Below are 16,784 nucleotides of genomic sequence, written 5' to 3' on the forward strand. Positions count from 1 at the left end.
GGTGGGCAAGGCTTTGCTGACTTGAGGGGCAGATCGATAAGCTCGCTGGTTGTCATCCCCGGCGGCGGCGCGAAGCGCCGACGGGAAGGGGATCCAGAAGCCGGCCATGGCATTCAGAGCTGCCTTCTGGATCCCCGTCCCGACTGGAGCTGTCGCTCGGTTCGCCGGGGATAACAACAGGAGAGTGAGTCCCGCCGATTGCAGGTATCACCCGTCGACGACAGCTGCGGCGAGGCATGCCTCGCTCATCGCTCCCACATTCGCCTCATGCACCGCCTGATAGGGCGCGAACCAGCCGATGGCGCCGCTTGCAAGGTCATCCGCGACGAAGGTGGCGAGGTCTGCCTCCACTGCTTCGCCGGCGCGGGGCACCGCGAGCAGCCGTTGCAGATAGCTGCGGTTGGCGTCGATCAGCCGGGTGTCGTAGCCGCCGGCGGCGATCCGTTCCGGGGCGCCGTGGTTGGGCAGGATGCGCGCGGCGCGAAGGGCGGCGAGGCGGGTGAGGTCGTCGATGTGGACCGCGGTGCGCTCCGCCTCCGAGACATAGGTGACGGTGTCCTCCACCGTGTCGCCGGCCAGCAGCAGACCGGCGTCCGGCAGCAGCAGCACACAGCCGTCGGCGCTGTGGATCTCGAAGTGGCGGAGCTGGACCGCGCGCCGGCCGACCGTGAGGTCGAGCGCGCCGGAAAAGGTCCGGGTCGGCATCACCAGCGGGGCGATCGGCGGATCGCCGGCCTCCAGTCTCGCCCGGTTGGCGGCAAGAAGCTCCGCGGTGCGCTCCAGCGCGAGGATCTCGCCATCGGCGAACGCCACGTTGCCGGCCACGTGGTCGTCGTGCCAGTGGCTGAGCACGACGCGCAGGCGGCGCACCCCGAGGCCGTCCAGATGTGCGCGGATCGCCCGGGCATGGGCGAGGGTGATGTGGGTGTCGTAGATGAGCGCCTCGTCGCCATCGACGATCGCATAGGAGGCGATCCCCAGCGCATAGGCGCCGTCGTCGAGCCAGTTCGGCGTCGGCGCATGCAGCCGCACGCCCGGAACCCGGCCGTCGTAATAGGCAAAGACGCCGGGGGAAGGCGCGAGGATGCGCAGGGTGGCGGCGGGGTCGGACAGGGCAGGCGCTCCTTGGATGGGGCCGGGGCAGGGCCACGATAGCACCGGCGGGGCGGGATGCCATCGCGGTGTCGTGGAGGTGGGGTATCGATCCGGGCGCGGCCTCATTTCCGTCCTCGCCGGGCTTGACCCGGCGATCCACTGGCCGCGCGGCATCCACGGCGTCCTGATGTGCAATGCCGAGGCATTCTGACGGATCGCCGCTGGCCGAGAGGCCAATGGGTTGCCGGGTCAAGCCCGGCAAAGACGGCAGAAGGGCTGGGGCTGAACGGCGCTTCCCCGTTTGCCGCTCCCGCACGCCGCTGGTTCGACATCTTCGGCTTCGGGTGCATCCCATCTGCTTCGTGAATTGCTCCGGGATCGCCCGCATTGAACCTACCAGCGAAGCCGAACTCGCCCGACACCAACTCCCGTCTTGACACATACCAACCGGTCGGTATTAATTGAGGTCAGACAGAAGGCCACGACATTGACGACGGAGCACATGCAGGAACGCGGCGGGAAGAGTGACGGGCGCAGCAAGGGCGCGCGCGAGCGGCTGCTGGATGCGGCGCTGCGGGTGATTCGCAGCAAGGGCTATTCGGCGACGACGGTCGACGATCTCTGCGCGGCGGCCGGCGTCACCAAGGGCGCGTTCTTTCACCACTTCAGGACCAAGGAAGAGCTCGGCATCGCCGCCGCCGCCCATTTTTCGGCGATGGCCGATGGCATCTTCTCCACCGCGCCGTTCATGGCCATTGACGATCCGTTCGAGCGGCTGATCGGCTATGTCGATTTCCGCCGGGCGATCATCGGCGGCGAACTGCCGGCCTTCACCTGCCTCGTCGGCACGATGGTGCAGGAGGCCTATGCGACCCATCCGGCGCTGCGCGAGGCCTGCGCCCGCAGCATCGAAGAGCATGCGGCGATGGTGGAGGCCATCGTCGCCGAGGTGATCGCCGCGCGCGGCGATCCGACAGGGCAGGGCGCGCGCAGCCTCGCCCTCTATACCCAGGCGGCCATCCAGGGCGCCTTCATTCTCGCCAAGGCGAGCAACGATCCGCAGGCGGCGACCGACTGCCTCGATCACCTGCGGCGCTACCTCGAATGTCTGTTCGGCGCGCCGCCCGCACCCACTGTCTGAGGGAGGAGACCCCATGACCACGAAACTCGACATTGCGCCGGCCACACCCCGCGAACTCGTGCTGGCCCGGATCATCGACGCCCCGCGCGCCGCCGTCTGGCGCTGCTGGTCCGAACCGGAACTGCTGATGCGCTGGTTCTGCCCGGCGCCGTGGAAGACGGTGGCGGCCGACATGGACCTGCGGGCCGGCGGGATCTTTTCCACCACCATGCGCTCGCCGGAGGGGCAGGAATTTCCCAACACCGGCGTCTTCCTCGACGTCGTCCCCGGCGAAAGGCTCGCCTTTACCGATGCCTTCGTCGCGGCCTGGGTGCCCTCGGACAAGCCGTTCATGACCGCGGTGATCACCTTCGAGGATGAGGGCGCCGCCACCCGCTACATCGCCCGCGTCGGCCACTGGACCGACGAGGACGTGAAGGCCCACGAGGAGATGGGCTTTCACGATGGCTGGGGCATGGCTGCCGACCAGCTCGAGGCGGTGGCGCGATCGCTGTCCGCCTGACCGGGACAGCGAGGCCGGGAGGAGCCGGTGTCGCGCGTGACATTCTGGATGTGTCTGGAGGAGATTCCCATGGCCAAGCTGCAGAAGATTGCCCCCTGCCTCTGGTTCGACGGCAACGGCGAGGAGGCCGCGCGGTTCTACGTCTCGATCTTCGACGACAGCGCCATCACCGCGCTCGCCCGCTATCCGGAGGGTTCTCCGGGCACGCCCGGATCGGTGATGCTGGTCGCCTTCCGGCTTGCAGGCCAGGAGTTCCTCGCGCTCAACGGCGGGCCGATGTTCACCTTCTCCGAGGCCATTTCCTTCGTCGTCCATTGCGAGGACCAGGCCGAGATCGACCGGGTGTGGGACCGGCTGACCGAGGACGGCGGGCAGCCGGTGCAATGCGGCTGGCTGAAGGACCGCTTCGGTCTCTCCTGGCAGGTGGTTCCCGCCGACATCGCCGCCTTCTATCCGCCGGAGGACCCCGACGCGGCCGCCCGCGTGATGCAGGCGGTGATGGGCATGGTGAAGCTCGACATCGCGGCGATGACGGCGGCCCGCGACGGGGCGTGAGCCAGGGTGACGGCGGCAAGCCTCGCCACGAGGGCTTGCCAGCCGCCACGGCTTTCCGTTAGATCGGCGCCAAGGGGCAGATCGCGATCACCCCGTGAGGCGTCAGCCGAACGATCGCGTCCACGAACCTCGCACAGGGGGAACGGGCGCGCATGCCGTCGAACACCGAAATCAACGTCTCGCAACTCTCCCGCCTCGTCGGCCTGCCCGGCGCGCCGTGTCTCGTCGATGTCCGCACCGACGCGGATTTCGCGGCCGATCCCCGCCTTCTGCCTGCCGCCTGTCGGCGCGATGCCTTGTCCGTCCGTGACTGGGCTGGCGCGTTTGCCGGCCGTGATTTGGTCGTCGTCTGCCAGCGCGGGCAGAAGCTCAGCCAGGGAACCGCGGCCTTCCTGCGCCATGCCGGCGCCCGCGCCGAGACGCTTGAGGGCGGTTTTCTGGCGTGGAGCGAGGCGGGCGCGCCATTGGTGTCTGCGGACGCGATACCGCCCGCGGACGCCACGGGCCGCACCGTCTGGGTCACCCGCGCGCGGCCGAAGATCGACCGCATCGCCTGCCCGTGGCTGATCCGGCGCTTCGTCGATCCGGCCGCCGTCTTCCTGTTCGTCGCGCCGTCCGAAGTGGCAGCGGTTGCCGACCGGTTCGGAGCGGCGCCTTTCGACGTCGACGGCGTGTTCTGGAGCCACCGCGGCGAGACCTGCACCTTCGACACCATGGTCCGGGAATTCGGGCTGGCGATCCCGGCGCTGGACCGCCTCGCCGTGATCATCCGCGCCGCCGACACCGACCGGCTCGACCTCGCGCCCCAGGCGGCGGGATTGCTCGCCGCGGCCCTCGGCCTGTCACGGATGTTTCGCGATGATCTTGCACAACTCGATGCGGCCATGACGCTCTGCGATGCCTTCTACCGCTGGTGCCGCGACGCCAGCGACGAAACCCATGACTGGCCCGTGGGCCTGAGGACGAAACCGTGACCCGCCCCCCGATCGACGTTCCCGGCACCGACATGGCCCCGACCGACATCCCGCTGACGGGCGCTGCCGCGACCGAACCGGCCCGAACGGCCGTTGTGCCGCCGACCCTCGCCGAGGCGACCCGGGTTTGGGCGAAGATCGGCCTGCTCAGCTTCGGCGGCCCCGCCGGCCAGATCGCGCTGATGCACCGGGAACTCGTCGAGGAGCGCCGCTGGATCGGCGAGCAGCGGTTCCTGCACGCCCTCAACTACTGCATGCTGCTGCCGGGGCCGGAAGCCCAGCAGCTCGCCACCTATGTCGGCTGGCTGATGCACCGCACGCCCGGCGGCCTCATCGCCGGCGTCCTGTTCGTGCTGCCCGGCGCGCTGGTGATGCTGGGCCTCAGCCTGCTCTACGTGCTCTATCGCGACGTGCCGCTGGTCGATGGCCTGTTCTTCGGCGTCAAGGCGGCGGTGCTGGCGGTGGTGGTCGAGGCGGTGCTGCGCATCGGCCGGCGGGCGCTGAAGAACCGGGTGATGGTCGGAATCGCCGCGCTCGCCTTCCTCGGCATCTTCGTGTTCGCGATCCCCTTTCCGCTGATCGTGCTCGCCGCCGGCCTTGCCGGCTGGGCGGGCAGCAAGATCGCGCCGGATCTCTTCGCCGTCGGTGGCCATGGCAAGGGCAATGCCCCGGATGTCCGCGGCGTCATCGACGACATGTTCGAGCGCGGCGAACTCGGCCATGCCGTGCCGTCGACAGGACGGGCCCTGCGGGTTGTGGCTGTATGGCTGCCGGTGTGGCTTGGCCCGGTCGCGCTGCTCGCACTCGCCACGGGGTCGTCCAGCGTCTGGACCTCGGTCGCCGCCTTCTTCAGCACCATGGCGGTCGTCACCTTCGGCGGCGCCTATGCGGTGCTGGCCTATGTGGCGCAGGCGGCGGTGGAGAGCTTCGGCTGGCTGGCGCCCGGCGAGATGATCGACGGCCTCGGCCTTGCCGAGACGACGCCCGGCCCGCTGATCCTCGTGCTGCAGTTCGTCGGCTTCCTCGCCGCATTCCGGGCACCGGGCGCGCTCGATCCGCTGCTCGCCGGCTGTCTCGGCGCCCTGCTCACCACCTGGGTGACCTTTGCGCCGAGCTTCCTGTGGATCTTCCTCGGCGGCCCCTACATGGAGGCCCTGCGCGGCAACCGCACGGTGTCGGCCGCGCTCGGCGCGATCACCGCCGCCGTGGTCGGCGTGGTGATGAATCTCGCGCTCTGGTTTGCGATCCACGTCGTCTTCCGCGAGACGATGACGCTGGCAATCGTCGGCGACGTCGGCCCGCAACTGCCGGTGCTGGCGTCGATCGACGGACGCGCTGCGCTTCTTGCCGCCGCGGCCCTGGTCGCGATGCTGCGCTTCAGGCTCGGCATGCTGCCGACGCTGGCGGCCTCCGCGCTCGCCGGCCTGCTGCTCACCTCCCTGCCCTGATCCCTCCTGCCCTGATCCCCAGGTCCGGCGCCGGCCTGCGGCGCGGACGCGCAGCCGGACGTTGCCCGGGAACAATCCATCCGTATCCGTGGTTCGCTTCAGGACCGCTGCGTTGTGCCTGCGTCGCGGTGTTCACGCCCAGCGCTCGCCGCTGCGTCGGGAAGTCGCCTGCAGCCGCCGCGTCTTGCGGGCGGCAGGGCGGCCGACACCGGCACCGAGCAATAAAAGGATCACAGGGATGAAATGCATCGCCACACTCATGGCCGCCACGGTTCTCTCGTTCAGCCCGGCCATCGCCTTCGCGGAAGACTGCCCGAACCCCGCCGCCATGAATTCCGCCAGCGGAACCGGCGCCAGCGCCACTGACGGTCCCGCCGGCGCCAAGACCGCGAACGCCGAGGGCATCTCCAAGGACGGCAGCCTCGCGCCGCTGGAGACCCCCGGCACCTCGGCAGGGGGAACGTCCGGGCCCGCCGCCACTGGCAATGCCGCCACTGGCAATGCCGCCACTGGCAATGCCGCCTCGGGCAATGGCGCTTCGGGCACCACGACCGCCGGCACCACCGGCGAGGGTACCCGCGAGGAGCCGAATGCGTCGGACGCCACCGCCTCGACAACGCCCCCGGCGGGTGGCGGAAAGTCGGACAGCACCGGTTCGATCAGCAAGGACGGCGGCACGATGCCGCTGGCCGAGAACGAGGGCGGCGGCAACACCAGCATCGCCACGTCCGATCAGGATGTGGCCGCCCAGCAGGAAGGCGGGATGACCGCCGCCAACCGCGCGAAGTGCAGCTGATCTCCGGTTCGCGAGACGGCAACACCTGAAATGGCAAAGGGCCCGGCGGCGATGCTGCCGGGCCCTTCTGCGTGGCGAAGGGGGAAGGTGAGGGCCGTAATAATAGCCGACTAAACATCTCCGCTGGGGCGCGCGATTCGGTATTGAGATGCACCTGCTTCCCCTCGGCTGGCGCCTGCCTCACTTCTCCTCGGTGATCCGGTCGTCGACATGCGGGGTATAGCTCGCGCCGTCGGCCTTCATGTACGCCACCACCACGTCCTCGAGATTCGGCCCGAAGTCGTAGGGGTCGATCGCTTTCTTCGCGAACACCGAATAGCCGTCGCCGCCGCCGCGCATGTAGTTGTTGGTGACGACCAGATAGACCTTGGCGGGGTCGATCGGCACCCACGTTTCGCCGTCCCGGACCTCCACCTTGCGGATCCGGCCCTCGCCGGGCTTTGCCGCCCGGGTCCAGGTGTAGCGAAGGCCCGCGACCTGCGGGAAACGGCCCGCACCCTCCTCGACCCTGGCAACGCCGCCTTCGAGCGCCGCGACCACGTCCGCGCCGGTGAGGCCGAGGGTCGCCACCGTGTTCTGGAACGGCAGCACGGTCAGCACCTCGCCCATGGTGACCTCGCCGGCGTCGATCGAGGCCCGAAGGCCGCCGCCGTTCTGGATCGCGATCGTCACGCCCTGCGCAGCCGTGCGCGCCAGCATCGCGTCGGCGACGAGCACGCCCATCTCGCAGGCGGCGACGCGGCAGGTCTCGCGGCTGCCGTCGATCGGCGCGCTTGTGGCGGCGACGACCTCGCTCCGGATCGCCTCGAGCGGCTTGGCAAGGTCGGCGATCCGCGCCTTGAGCGTCTCGTCCTCGGCAATTCCCGCGTCCATCACCACCGGCGCGCCGGCCGCCGCCGTCACCGTGCCGGCGTCATCGAAGGTGACCTGCAACTCGCCGAGGAAACGGCCGTAGGCATAGGCCTGCACGATCGGCACCCTGGTGCCGTCCGGCCCGGTGATCCAGGTCGGATACGGCCCCTCGGCCTTGTCGTCGGTGTTGGACAGCAGCGTGTGGCTGTGGCCGCCGACGATGACGTCGATGCCCGGCACGGTGGCGGCGATCCGCTGGTCGACCGTGTAGCCCGAATGGCTGAGAACCACGATCTTGTCGACGCCGGCCTCGGTCAGCGCCGCGATCTCGCGCTTCAGCGCGCTTTCGGGATCGGAGAAGGTGACGTTGGGGCCGGGGCTGGCGAGTTCCGCCGTGTCGGCCGGTGAGAGCCCCACGAGGCCGATCTTCTGGCCGCCCTTTTCCACCACCACCGACGGCTTCACCGCGCCGGCCAGTTGCGGCTCGGCCGAGACATCGGCATTGGCGAGCAGGATCGGAAAGCCGACCCTGGCGATGAAGGCGCGCAGCACCTCCGGCCCGTCGTCGAACTCGTGGTTGCCCACGGTCATCGCATCATAGCCGAGCGCGGTCATCATCTCGGCCGCCACCTCGCCCTTGTAGTGGTTGTAGAACAGCGAGCCCTGGAACTGGTCGCCGCCATCCACCAGCAGCGCGTCGGGATGGGCCGCCCGGCGCTCGCGGATCGCGGTCGCGAGCCGGGCCGAGCCGCCGAAACAGGCGCCCTCGGCCAGATCCTTGCCGACGCAGGTGGAGTCGTACTTGTTCACCGGCTCGATCCGGCTGTGGAAGTCGTTGGTGTGCAGGATCGTCAGCTGAAACTCCGCCAGCGCGGGCGCGGGCAGGGCGGCGAGAAGGGCGAGCGCGGCGGCTGCGGCTGCAAGGCGTGTCATGAGGCCCGTCCGTCGTTGGCGTTCGGAGGATCGATCGCGGCCCCGCGACCTCCGTGAGGATCGCGAGCCGCGCGCAGTGTGGTCGGCCCCTGCGACCGCTTCAAGACGAAACTCCGGGCAGGCCGGGCCGCGGATGCGGAACGCCGCCGCTGCAGGCGCAGCGACGGCCGGTCGGTCCTCACCGTCGGCGGCGCGAGACGGCGCCCTCAGGCCGCCTTGACGTCGGCGAGGAAGCGCTCGACGGCCTCGCGCAGGCTGGCCGTGCGCTGGGTGACGTCGCGGGAGACCTGAAGCACCTCGGCGGCCGAGCGCGTCGTCTCGCCCACGATGCGGCTGAGTTCGCCGGTCTCGCCCACGGCCGCCTCGGTGCCCGCGGCAGCACGCTGGGCGTTCTCGGAGATCTCCGCGGTGGCGTGGCCCTGTTCGACGATGGAGGCGGCGATGGCGCCGGTGGAGGAATCCACCTCCGCCATGGTCGCGGTGATCTCGCGGATCGCCTCGACGGCCTCGGCGGTGGAAAGCTGGATCGCGCCGATCTGGCCGGCGATCTCCTCGGTGGCCTTCGCCGTCTGGCTGGCGAGGCTCTTCACCTCCGAGGCGACCACGGCAAAGCCGCGCCCGGCCTCGCCGGCCCGCGCCGCCTCGATGGTGGCATTGAGGGCGAGAAGGTTGGTCTGGGCGGCGATCGCCTGGATCAGGGCGACCACGTCGCCGATCCGGGTCGCGGCCTCGGCGAGGCTGGCGATCTTGGCGTCGGTGACACGCGCATTTGCCCCGGCGGTCTCCACGGTGGCGGTGGCGATCTTCACCTGCCGGCCGATCTCGCCGATGCTGGCCGAAAGCTCCTCGGCCGCGGCGGCCACGGTCTGCACGCTGCGCGAGGCCTCCTGCGAGGCGTTGGCGGCCGCACCCGTCCGGCGCACGGTGTCCTCGGCAATGCCGCTGAGCACCCCGGCGGTCGCCTCCATCTGGTCGGCGTTGCTGCCGACGGCGGCGACAAGCTCCTCGATCTCGCCGCGGAAGGCGGCGATCATCGTCTCGATGCGTGCCTGCCGGGCGCGCGCACCGCCTGGTCCTGCTCGGCGGCGGCCGCCAGCCGGCGCGTTCCACGGCGTTGTCGCGGAAGACGCGCACGGCGGCCATCATCCCGCCGATCTCGTCGCGCCGGTCGCCGCCCTCGACGGCGATCTCGGTGTCGCCGTCCGCAAGCCGGCGCATCGAGCGGGTGAGGCCGGAGATCGGTCCGGCGATGATGCGGGTGAGGGCGATGGCAATCAGGATCGCCAGCGCAAGCGCGGCCGCAACCGTGCCGCCCACGGTCCAGATGCTCGACTGCTGGCTGACGCTGGCCGAGGCGGCGCGCTCGCCGACGACGCCCTCGATCGCGGTCACCGCGGCAGCGGCCTGTGCGCGGGCCTGGTCGCGGGCGGAGACGAAGTCCTCGGTCGCCTGCCGCAGCACGGCAAAGCTCTCGGTGGCGGCGGCGATCATCGGCATCGGATCGGCGACCCCGGTGCTCTTCACCGCATTGCCCATGATGCCGAGCATCGCGAAGCGCTCCTCGACGGCGGTGGCCGTGGTCGCGCCCGGATCGAGCCGGTAGCGCAGCAGCTCGGCATTGAGCACGTCGACGGTCTTTCCGAAGGAACGGCCGGATTCGGCGCCCGCGATCGCGGTGGTCCGCTCGCCGTCCGCCATCGACATCTCGCGGTTGGCCTCGGTGCGGGCCTTGCCCAGTTCCGTGTTGACGCCGTCGGCCAGCGCCACCATCTCCGCAAGCTGGCCGATCGCCTGCTGGCGCAGCCGCGCGATCTCGGCGGTGTCGTAGGACTGGCCGATGGCGCGCATCGTCCCCACGACCTCCTTCAGCTTGGCCGACAGCATCTCGACCGATCCCTTGGCGCCGGGGGCGAGCATGGCGGCGGCGCCGGCAAGGTCGCGCACCTTCGGCGTCATGTCGGAAATGCCGGCGCGGGCGCCGGTGAAGTCCTCCTGCCGGCCGGTGACCACATAGGTGGTCAGGCCGAGGCTGGTGCGCAGCGCACCGGTCTGGATCGCGGTCGCCATGGTGCCGAGCCGCTCGATGCCATCCAGCGTGCCGCGGGCGGTCTCGCCCTTGCCCTTCAGCTCGTCGGCCTTCGCGCCCAGCACCGCGACGACCCGTGCCGTGGTCTTGTTGAGCTCCTTCATCGTCACGTCGATGGTCGCCACCGCGTCGGCAATGCGCGCCGAGGTGGTTTCCAGCTCGCCGATCGCCGCGCGGAACAGGTCGATGGCGGCGGACGAATTGGCAAGGCCGGGATCGCGACTGTCGCCGAGCGCGGCGAGCCGCGGATCGATGTCCGAGAGGATCGCCTTCGCCTCGTTGGTGACCGAAGGGTCGTGCTCGTCGATGAACTGGTTGACCGCCGTGCCCGCGTCGTTGACGCCGGCGAGGATCGAGGCCGACTCCGAGGTCATGTCGACCGCGTGGCCGAGATTGCGGATGCCGTAGAGGCCGACACCGCCGACCACGCCGGCCAGGAGGGTGACGACGACGACGCCGGCCCCGATCTTGACGGCGATCGGCCGGTTGCTGGCGAAAGTTCCGATGGTCATGGTCGTCCCCCCGAGCACGTGTCCCCCCGCTCGCCGGAGGGCATCGTGGCGCACGGACGCGGAGCCTTTGCCGCGCCCGTTTCCGCCAGCACACGACAAAAGTTCGAGGGAAACGTTAACCATGCAGGCAAAAGCGCGGGATTTTTGCGATCCGGGTCGAGAGGGCGCCGGTTCGGGCCGCGTCAGTCGGCCGGCGGCGGGCCTGACAGGTCAAGGCTGACGCCGACGATGTCCGGGCCGTCCGGCTGCGGCCGCATGGCAAAGCCGAGCGCCTCGCACATGGCGAGCATGGTGGTGTTCTCGCGCAGCACCTCGCCGTCGATCCGGCTGTAGCCCTCGCGCCGGGCAAAGGCGATGATCTGCTGCATCAGCACCCAGCCGAGGCCCTCGCCCTTGAGGTCGGAGCGCACGGCAATGGCATATTCGCCGGACACGCCGTCCGGGTCGCCGTGCAGCCGCACCGCGCCGAGCATGTCGCCGGTCTCCGCCTCGATGGCGATGAAGGCCATGGCCCGGGCATAGTCGATCTGGGTCAGGCGGGCAATGAAGGCATGGCCGAATTCCTTGACGAGGCTGAAGAAGCGCAGGCGCATGTCGTCCGGCGTCATCTTCGAGAAGAAGTCCGGATAGAGCCGCTCGTCCTCCGGCCGGATCGGCCGGAGCTGGACCACCAGCCCGCTCTTGAGCGTGACGGTGGTCTCCCATTCGCTGGGATAGGGCCGGATCGCAAGGCGCGGATGCCCGGCCATCCGCGTGTCGTGCATGATCGCCGGCCGCGTGTCGGCGTTCACGGCGACGCGGGCGTCGACGATGGTGATCCGCTCGCTGTCGGCGATCAGCGGGTTGAGGTCGATCTCGCGGATTTCCGGATTTTCCGCCACCATCTGCGACAGCTTGACCAGCAGCACGGCCAGCGCCTGCCGGTCGACGGGCTTGCGGTCGCGGTAGCCGGCGATCTGGCGGGCGACGCGGGTGCGGCCAATCACGTCGAGCGCAAGGTTGACGTCGAGCGGCACCAGCGCCAGCGCCCGGTCGTTGATCACCTCCACCGCGGTGCCGCCGCGGCCGAACACCAGCACCGGGCCGAACAGCGGATCGTCGGTGACGCCGGCGATCAGCTCCACCGCCTTCGGCGCGAAGATCATCGGATGCAGGGTGATGCCCTCGATCCGCGCCTCGGGGCGGGCTGCGCGCGCCCGGCCGATGATCCGGCGCATGGCGTGGATCACCTGGTCGGAGGAGACGAGGCCAAGCTCGACGCCGCCGACGTCCGACTTGTGCAGGATGTCCGGCGACGCGATCTTGGCAACGACCGCCGACGCCGTCTCCAGCAGCTTGCCCGCCGCGTCCACCGCCTCGAAGGCGGTGGCGCAGGCCATCGCCGGCACGATCGGCAGGTCGTAGGCGGACAGAAGGTCGGTGACCTCGACCGCGGTCATCCAGTCGCGCCCGTCGGCAAGCGCATGGGCGATGGCCGCACGCGCCTTGGCGCGGTCGGGGCTGAAGCCGGCGAGGAGATCGGGCGGGGTCGCCGTCAGCGCCTCCTGCGCGTCGGCGTAGCGCACCAGCTGCATGATGCCCTCGATCGCCCGGTCCGGCGACGACAGGCAGGGAATCCGCGCCCGGGCGAACAGGGCCGACGATCCGTCGTCGGAGCCGAGCCAGGCGGCGATCACCGGCTTCTTGCGGCTGTAGCCGCGGTTCCAGCGGTCGCTCGCCGCGATCACCGCCTCGGCCGCCGCGCGCGAGGAGGCGAGCGCGGTGGGACAGTTCATCGCCACCACCGCGTCGATGCCGCCGTCGGCCAGCATCGCGTCCATGGCGACGGCATAGCGGTCCGGACCGGCGTCGCCGATGATGTCGACCGGGTTGGCGCGCGACCACGTCGGGGGCAGGGCGGCGTCGAGCCGCGCGGTGGTGTCCGGGTGAAGCTCGGCCAGCGTGCCGCCGAGATCCATCAGCGTGTCGACCGCCATCACCCCGGCGCCGCCGCCGTTGGTGAGGATGCCGATCCGTCGGCCGGTGAGTTTCGGCACATGGGTCAGCGTCTCGGCCGCCGAGAACAGTTCGTCGAGCGTGCGGACCCGGAGCAGGCCGGCGCGGCGGAAGGCGGCGTCATAGACCGCGTCGACCCCGGCGAGCGCCCCGGTGTGCGAGGCGGCGGCCTTGGCGGCCGCCTGGTTGCGGCCGGCCTTGATCACGACGACCGGCTTCATCCGCGCCGCCGCCCGCGCCGCCGACATGAAACTGCGCGCGTCGCGGATCGCCTCCACGTAGAGCAGGATCGCCCGGGTGCGGTGGTCGAGCGCGAAATGGTCGAGCAGGTCGCAAAGCCGACGTCGGCGGCGTCGCCGATCGAGACGAGGCCGGAGAAGCCGACCCCGTTGTCCTCGGCCCAGTCGAGCACGCTGGTCATCATCGCGCCGGACTGGGAAATCAGCGCGAGATCTCCCGGATGGCCCGGCCGCTGCGCGAAGCTCGCGTCGAGGCCGGCGGCCGGCACCGAGACGCCGATGCAGTTCGGGCCGACGATCCGCATGCCGTGGCGCCGGGCGGCCTCCAGCATCGCCGCGCCCTGCGAGCCCTCGCCCTTGCCGAGGCCGGCGGTGATGACCACGGCGCCGCGCGCGCCGCGCCGGCCGAGCGCCTCGATCACGCCCGGCACCGCCGCAGGCGGCACGGCGACGACGCCGAGATCGGGGTCGGCCGGCAGCGCGTCCACGCTGGCGTGGAGCGGCAGGCCGTCGATCTCGCCGCCTTTCGGATTGACCAGCATCACCTTCGACCGGCTGCCCGCGCCAAGGTTGCGGGCGATCACGTGGCCGACCGAGCCCGGCCGCGTGCTTGCCCCGATGAGGGCGACGGACTTCGGCTGGAAGAAGACGTCGATGCGGCCGATGGGCATGTCGATCCGGGGCTCCGCGAGACGGATACGGGAGGGGCAGGCGTCAGTGGGCGATGATCACCGGGATCTCGGCGCGGGCCAGCATGTCGCTGGTGGCGCCGCCGATGATGAACTCCCGCAGGCGGCTGTGGCCATAGCCGCCCATCACCAGGAGATCGGCGCCGGTCTCGCGGGCATAGCCGTTCAGCGCGTCGGCGATGTTGTCCGCATCCCGGTTAACCGTGGTCACCGACACGTCCAGCCCGTGCCGCGCGAGATAGGTCGCGACATCGGAGCCGGGCTCGCCGTTCCAGCCCTTGCCGCCGGGCACGATCACGATCTCGACGCTGCCGGCGTGTTCGAGCACGGGCATCGCCTCATGCACGGCGCGGGCGGCGGTGGATCCGCCGTCCCAGGCCACCAGCACGCGGCCGACCGCCAGCGGCTCGTCCCAGCCGCGCGGCACCACCATCACCGGCACGCCGGCATCGAACAGCATCGCCTCGATCAGCGCGCCGCGCATCGGCTCTGGGTTGTCGTCGTCTTCCTGGCCGATGATCACGAGGTCGGAGAGATGGGCCTGGCCGACCAGCGGCGAGGTCGAGCCGGCGAGCACCGTGACGGTGCGGGCCTCGTGGCCGACGCCGGCGTCGGTGGCCAGCTTGCCGAAGGCCTCGGCCGCGGCGCGGGCCTGCCGCTCGGCCTCCTCCACGGCCCCGACCAGATAGTCGGCCGGAATCGGCACGGCGAGATAGGCCGGCGCCATCGGCTCCATGGCGAGGGCAATGCCGGTGACATGGGCGCCGGTGCGGGCGGCAAAGTCGATGGCGAGCCGGGCGCATGCTGCCGCTCGCCGAAGACGTCGAGAATCGTGAAGATGTCCTTGATGGCCATGGTCGTGCCTCCTCCTGGACGGTTGCGGGCGGATCATGGTCCGCCCGGTCGGCGCGCGCCTTGATCCGTCTCAAACCCCGGGCTGCCGGAGCCGGTCGTCGCGATCGCCTGCGCCCGCGGCCAAGCGCAAGATGGACGGCGTCGCCCCCTCTTCGCCATGTCGGCATGCTCACGCGATCTTAACAGGCCCTGCCCACAATGGGATGACGAATTGGCAGATCATGAATTGGGCGGCGACGAATTGGGCAACGGGGGCGTGCCGATGGAGAGCCTGAGACTGGCCGAACTGCTGGGCGCGCTGTCGCATGCGCTCGATCTCACCGAGGGCCAGCCGCCGGGCCACTGCGTGCGCTGCGCCTATCTCGGCACGGCGGTCGGCCGTGCCATGGGCCTTGATGACGCCGCGCTGTCCGACCTCTATTACACGCTGCTGCTCAAGGACCTCGGCTGCAGCAGCAACGCCGCCCGAATCTGCGAGCTCTATCTGACTGACGATCTGACCTTCAAGGCGGACTTCAAGCGCATCGACGGCAGCCTGCCGCAGGCGCTGCGCTTCGTGCTCTCCCACACGGGGCTGAAGGCCGGCCTGTCGGAACGCTTCCGTGCCATCCTCAACATCTTCCAGAATGGCGGCGAGATCGCCCGCGACCTGATCGAGACGCGCTGCCATCGCGGCGCCGAGATCGCGGCAAAGATGCGCTTCAGCCCCGCCGTCTGCGACGGGATCCGCAGTCTCGACGAGCATTTCGACGGTTCGGGCAAGCCGGAGGGCCTTGCCGGCGATGCGATTCCGCTGTTCGCCCAGATCGCCCTGCTGGCCCAGGTTGCCGACGTCTTCCTGATGTCCGGCGGCATCCAGGCCGCGCGCAAGGAGGTGCGGGTCCGCGCCGGCGGCTGGTTCGATCCGGCGGTGGTCGCGGCCTTCGAGGCGGTGGCCGGCGATCCGGATTTCTGGGAGACGCTGCAGTCGCGCAACCTTGCCGACATCGTCTACGAGCTCGAGCCGGCGCAGGTGGTCCGCCATGTGGACGAGGACCATCTCGACGACATCGCCGAGGCCTTCGCCATCGTCATCGACAGCAAGAGCCCCTACACCTCCAACCATTCGGAACGGGTGACCCTGTTCACCGACATGATCGCCGAGGAATTGGGCTATGCGCCCGAGCGGCGCCGCTGGCTGAAGCGGGCGGCGTTGCTGCACGACATCGGCAAGCTCGGCGTCAGCAACGCGGTGCTCGACAAGCCCGGCAAGCTCGACGACGAGGAATGGGTGTCGATGCGCGCCCACGCCGGCCTGTCGCGCGCGATCCTGCAGCGCATCCCGTGTTCGCCGAGCTGTCCGAGATCGCCGGCGCCCACCACGAGCGGCTCGACGGCAAGGGCTACCCGGACGGCATTGCCGGCGCCGCGATCCGCCAGGAAACCCGCATCCTCACCACCGCCGACATCTTCGACGCGCTGACCGCCGAGCGTCCCTATCGCGGCGCGATGCCGGTCTCCAAGGCCTTTGCGATCATGACCGACATGCTCGGCACCGCGATCGATCCGGACTGTTTTGCCGCGCTGCAACGGGCGATGCGCCGCCTCGACGCCGCGGCGGCTTAGGTCACTGGACAATCAGAACAGCGTGCCCTGGCCGCCGTCGGCGCGCTGCGGCTTTTCGCGCTTGCGCTTCGTTGCCGTCTCCGGAGCGGGCGGGTCCGCCGGGTCGGCTTGCTCTGTGGACGCGACCAGCGGCGGCGGCTCCCCATCGATCCGTGCCCCGATCCGGCCGTCGGCGAACTCGATCGACACCGTCTGTCCGGCCTTTGTGTCGGCCACCGCGCGCAGCGGCGCGCCGGTCTCGTCGCGCACGAGGGCAAAGCCGCGTCCCAGCACGGCGGTGTAGCTGACCGCATCGAGCAGGCGGGCGGTGCGGTCGAGCGCAGCGCGGCGACGCTCCGTGCCGTGGATGAAGGCGCGGGCGGACCGGGCGGCCAGCGTCTCCAGCCGTTCGCCGGCCGTCTCCACCCGGCGCGCCAGCGAGGCGGGCTGCAGGCGGGCCGAGATCCGTTCGATCCGGGCGCGGTGGGCGGCGGTGTTGGCGCGGAGCGCCTGCCCGAGATTGCCGGC

At 70.4% G+C, this 16,784-nt stretch carries 11 protein-coding genes and 3 pseudogenes; 7 read left to right on the forward strand and 7 right to left on the reverse strand.

Translation table 11 applies throughout. The features are described from left to right. Positions 1-207: 207 nt before the first annotated feature. On the reverse strand, positions 208-1,158 hold the full coding sequence (locus tag A6302_RS15225; RefSeq protein ID WP_245294093.1) for an MBL fold metallo-hydrolase: 951 nt from the start codon (positions 1,156-1,158) through the stop codon (positions 208-210). A gap of 439 nt (positions 1,159-1,597) precedes the next feature. Between A6302_RS15225 and A6302_RS15230 the strand changes: the two genes are divergently transcribed. The 6 genes from A6302_RS15230 (at position 1,598) to A6302_RS15255 (ending at position 6,511) form a co-directional block, all read left to right on the forward strand. Further along, positions 1,598-2,236, forward strand: a complete 639-nt coding sequence (locus tag A6302_RS15230; RefSeq protein ID WP_069307755.1) for a TetR/AcrR family transcriptional regulator — start codon at positions 1,598-1,600, stop codon at positions 2,234-2,236. Positions 2,237-2,249: 13 nt separating this feature from the next. After that, a complete protein-coding gene (locus tag A6302_RS15235) occupies positions 2,250-2,738 on the forward strand; it encodes an SRPBCC family protein (protein WP_069307756.1) in 489 nt (162 codons plus the stop codon). Positions 2,739-2,807: 69 nt separating this feature from the next. Further along, positions 2,808-3,293 (forward strand): VOC family protein, encoded by a 486-nt coding sequence (locus A6302_RS15240; protein ID WP_342586289.1) that lies wholly within the window; start codon positions 2,808-2,810, stop codon positions 3,291-3,293. 152 nt (positions 3,294-3,445) lie between these two features. Further along, positions 3,446-4,267, forward strand: a complete 822-nt coding sequence (locus A6302_RS15245; RefSeq protein ID WP_069307757.1) for a chromate resistance protein ChrB domain-containing protein — start codon at positions 3,446-3,448, stop codon at positions 4,265-4,267. Between the two features lie 32 nt (positions 4,268-4,299). Then, on the forward strand, positions 4,300-5,715 hold the full coding sequence (gene chrA, locus A6302_RS15250) for a chromate efflux transporter (protein WP_083255820.1): 1,416 nt from the start codon (positions 4,300-4,302) through the stop codon (positions 5,713-5,715). Positions 5,716-5,953: 238 nt separating this feature from the next. Further along, positions 5,954-6,511 carry a hypothetical protein gene (locus A6302_RS15255; RefSeq protein WP_069307758.1) on the forward strand — a complete coding sequence of 186 codons (558 nt, stop codon included), beginning with the start codon at positions 5,954-5,956 and terminating at the stop codon, positions 6,509-6,511. A 180-nt stretch (positions 6,512-6,691) separates the two neighbouring features. Here A6302_RS15255 and A6302_RS24675 read toward each other — a convergent pair whose 3' ends face one another. From A6302_RS24675 to A6302_RS25425, 5 genes and pseudogenes are all read right to left on the reverse strand, one after another. Then, positions 6,692-8,296 (reverse strand): bifunctional metallophosphatase/5'-nucleotidase, encoded by a 1,605-nt coding sequence (locus tag A6302_RS24675; protein WP_069307759.1) that lies wholly within the window; start codon positions 8,294-8,296, stop codon positions 6,692-6,694. 206 nt (positions 8,297-8,502) lie between these two features. Continuing rightward, positions 8,503-9,330: a methyl-accepting chemotaxis protein gene (locus tag A6302_RS24680; protein ID WP_069307760.1), complete on the reverse strand. Its 828-nt coding sequence runs from the start codon at positions 9,328-9,330 to the stop codon at positions 8,503-8,505. Between the two features lie 136 nt (positions 9,331-9,466). Continuing rightward, positions 9,467-11,017, reverse strand: a pseudogene (locus tag A6302_RS26245) (hypothetical protein); the annotation flags it as partial. 59 nt (positions 11,018-11,076) lie between these two features. Next, positions 11,077-13,799, reverse strand: a pseudogene (locus A6302_RS15285) (bifunctional acetate--CoA ligase family protein/GNAT family N-acetyltransferase). Positions 13,800-13,842: 43 nt separating this feature from the next. Continuing rightward, on the reverse strand, positions 13,843-14,709 hold the full coding sequence (locus tag A6302_RS25425; RefSeq protein ID WP_083255819.1) for a universal stress protein: 867 nt from the start codon (positions 14,707-14,709) through the stop codon (positions 13,843-13,845). Positions 14,710-14,934: 225 nt separating this feature from the next. Here A6302_RS25425 and A6302_RS15295 point away from each other — a divergent pair. Then, positions 14,935-16,277 (forward strand): annotated as a pseudogene (locus tag A6302_RS15295) (HD-GYP domain-containing protein). 12 nt (positions 16,278-16,289) lie between these two features. Here A6302_RS15295 and A6302_RS15300 read toward each other — a convergent pair. Then, positions 16,290-16,784 (reverse strand): exodeoxyribonuclease VII large subunit (locus A6302_RS15300; RefSeq protein WP_280939286.1); only part of this gene is annotated, 495 nt, incomplete at its 5' end.

Origin of the sequence: Methylobrevis pamukkalensis, assembly GCF_001720135.1 — a bacterium.
GTDB classification, from domain to species: domain Bacteria; phylum Pseudomonadota; class Alphaproteobacteria; order Rhizobiales; family Pleomorphomonadaceae; genus Methylobrevis; species Methylobrevis pamukkalensis.

What these genes read in the sequence shown, in the direction of transcription:
- A6302_RS15245 (WP_069307757.1), top strand. Translation starts at nt 3,446, where the DNA reads ATGCCGTCGAACACCGAAATCAACGTCTCGCAACTCTCCCGCCTCGTC.
- A6302_RS24680 (WP_069307760.1), bottom strand. Translation starts at nt 9,330, where the DNA reads ATGATCGCCGCCTTCCGCGGCGAGATCGAGGAGCTTGTCGCCGCCGTC.
- A6302_RS25425 (WP_083255819.1), bottom strand. Translation starts at nt 14,709, where the DNA reads ATGATCCGCCCGCAACCGTCCAGGAGGAGGCACGACCATGGCCATCAA.
- A6302_RS15240 (WP_342586289.1), top strand. Translation starts at nt 2,808, where the DNA reads ATGGCCAAGCTGCAGAAGATTGCCCCCTGCCTCTGGTTCGACGGCAAC.
- A6302_RS15235 (WP_069307756.1), top strand. Translation starts at nt 2,250, where the DNA reads ATGACCACGAAACTCGACATTGCGCCGGCCACACCCCGCGAACTCGTG.
- A6302_RS24675 (WP_069307759.1), bottom strand. Translation starts at nt 8,296, where the DNA reads ATGACACGCCTTGCAGCCGCAGCCGCCGCGCTCGCCCTTCTCGCCGCC.
- A6302_RS15230 (WP_069307755.1), top strand. Translation starts at nt 1,598, where the DNA reads ATGCAGGAACGCGGCGGGAAGAGTGACGGGCGCAGCAAGGGCGCGCGC.
- A6302_RS15255 (WP_069307758.1), top strand. Translation starts at nt 5,954, where the DNA reads ATGAAATGCATCGCCACACTCATGGCCGCCACGGTTCTCTCGTTCAGC.
- chrA (WP_083255820.1), top strand. Translation starts at nt 4,300, where the DNA reads ATGGCCCCGACCGACATCCCGCTGACGGGCGCTGCCGCGACCGAACCG.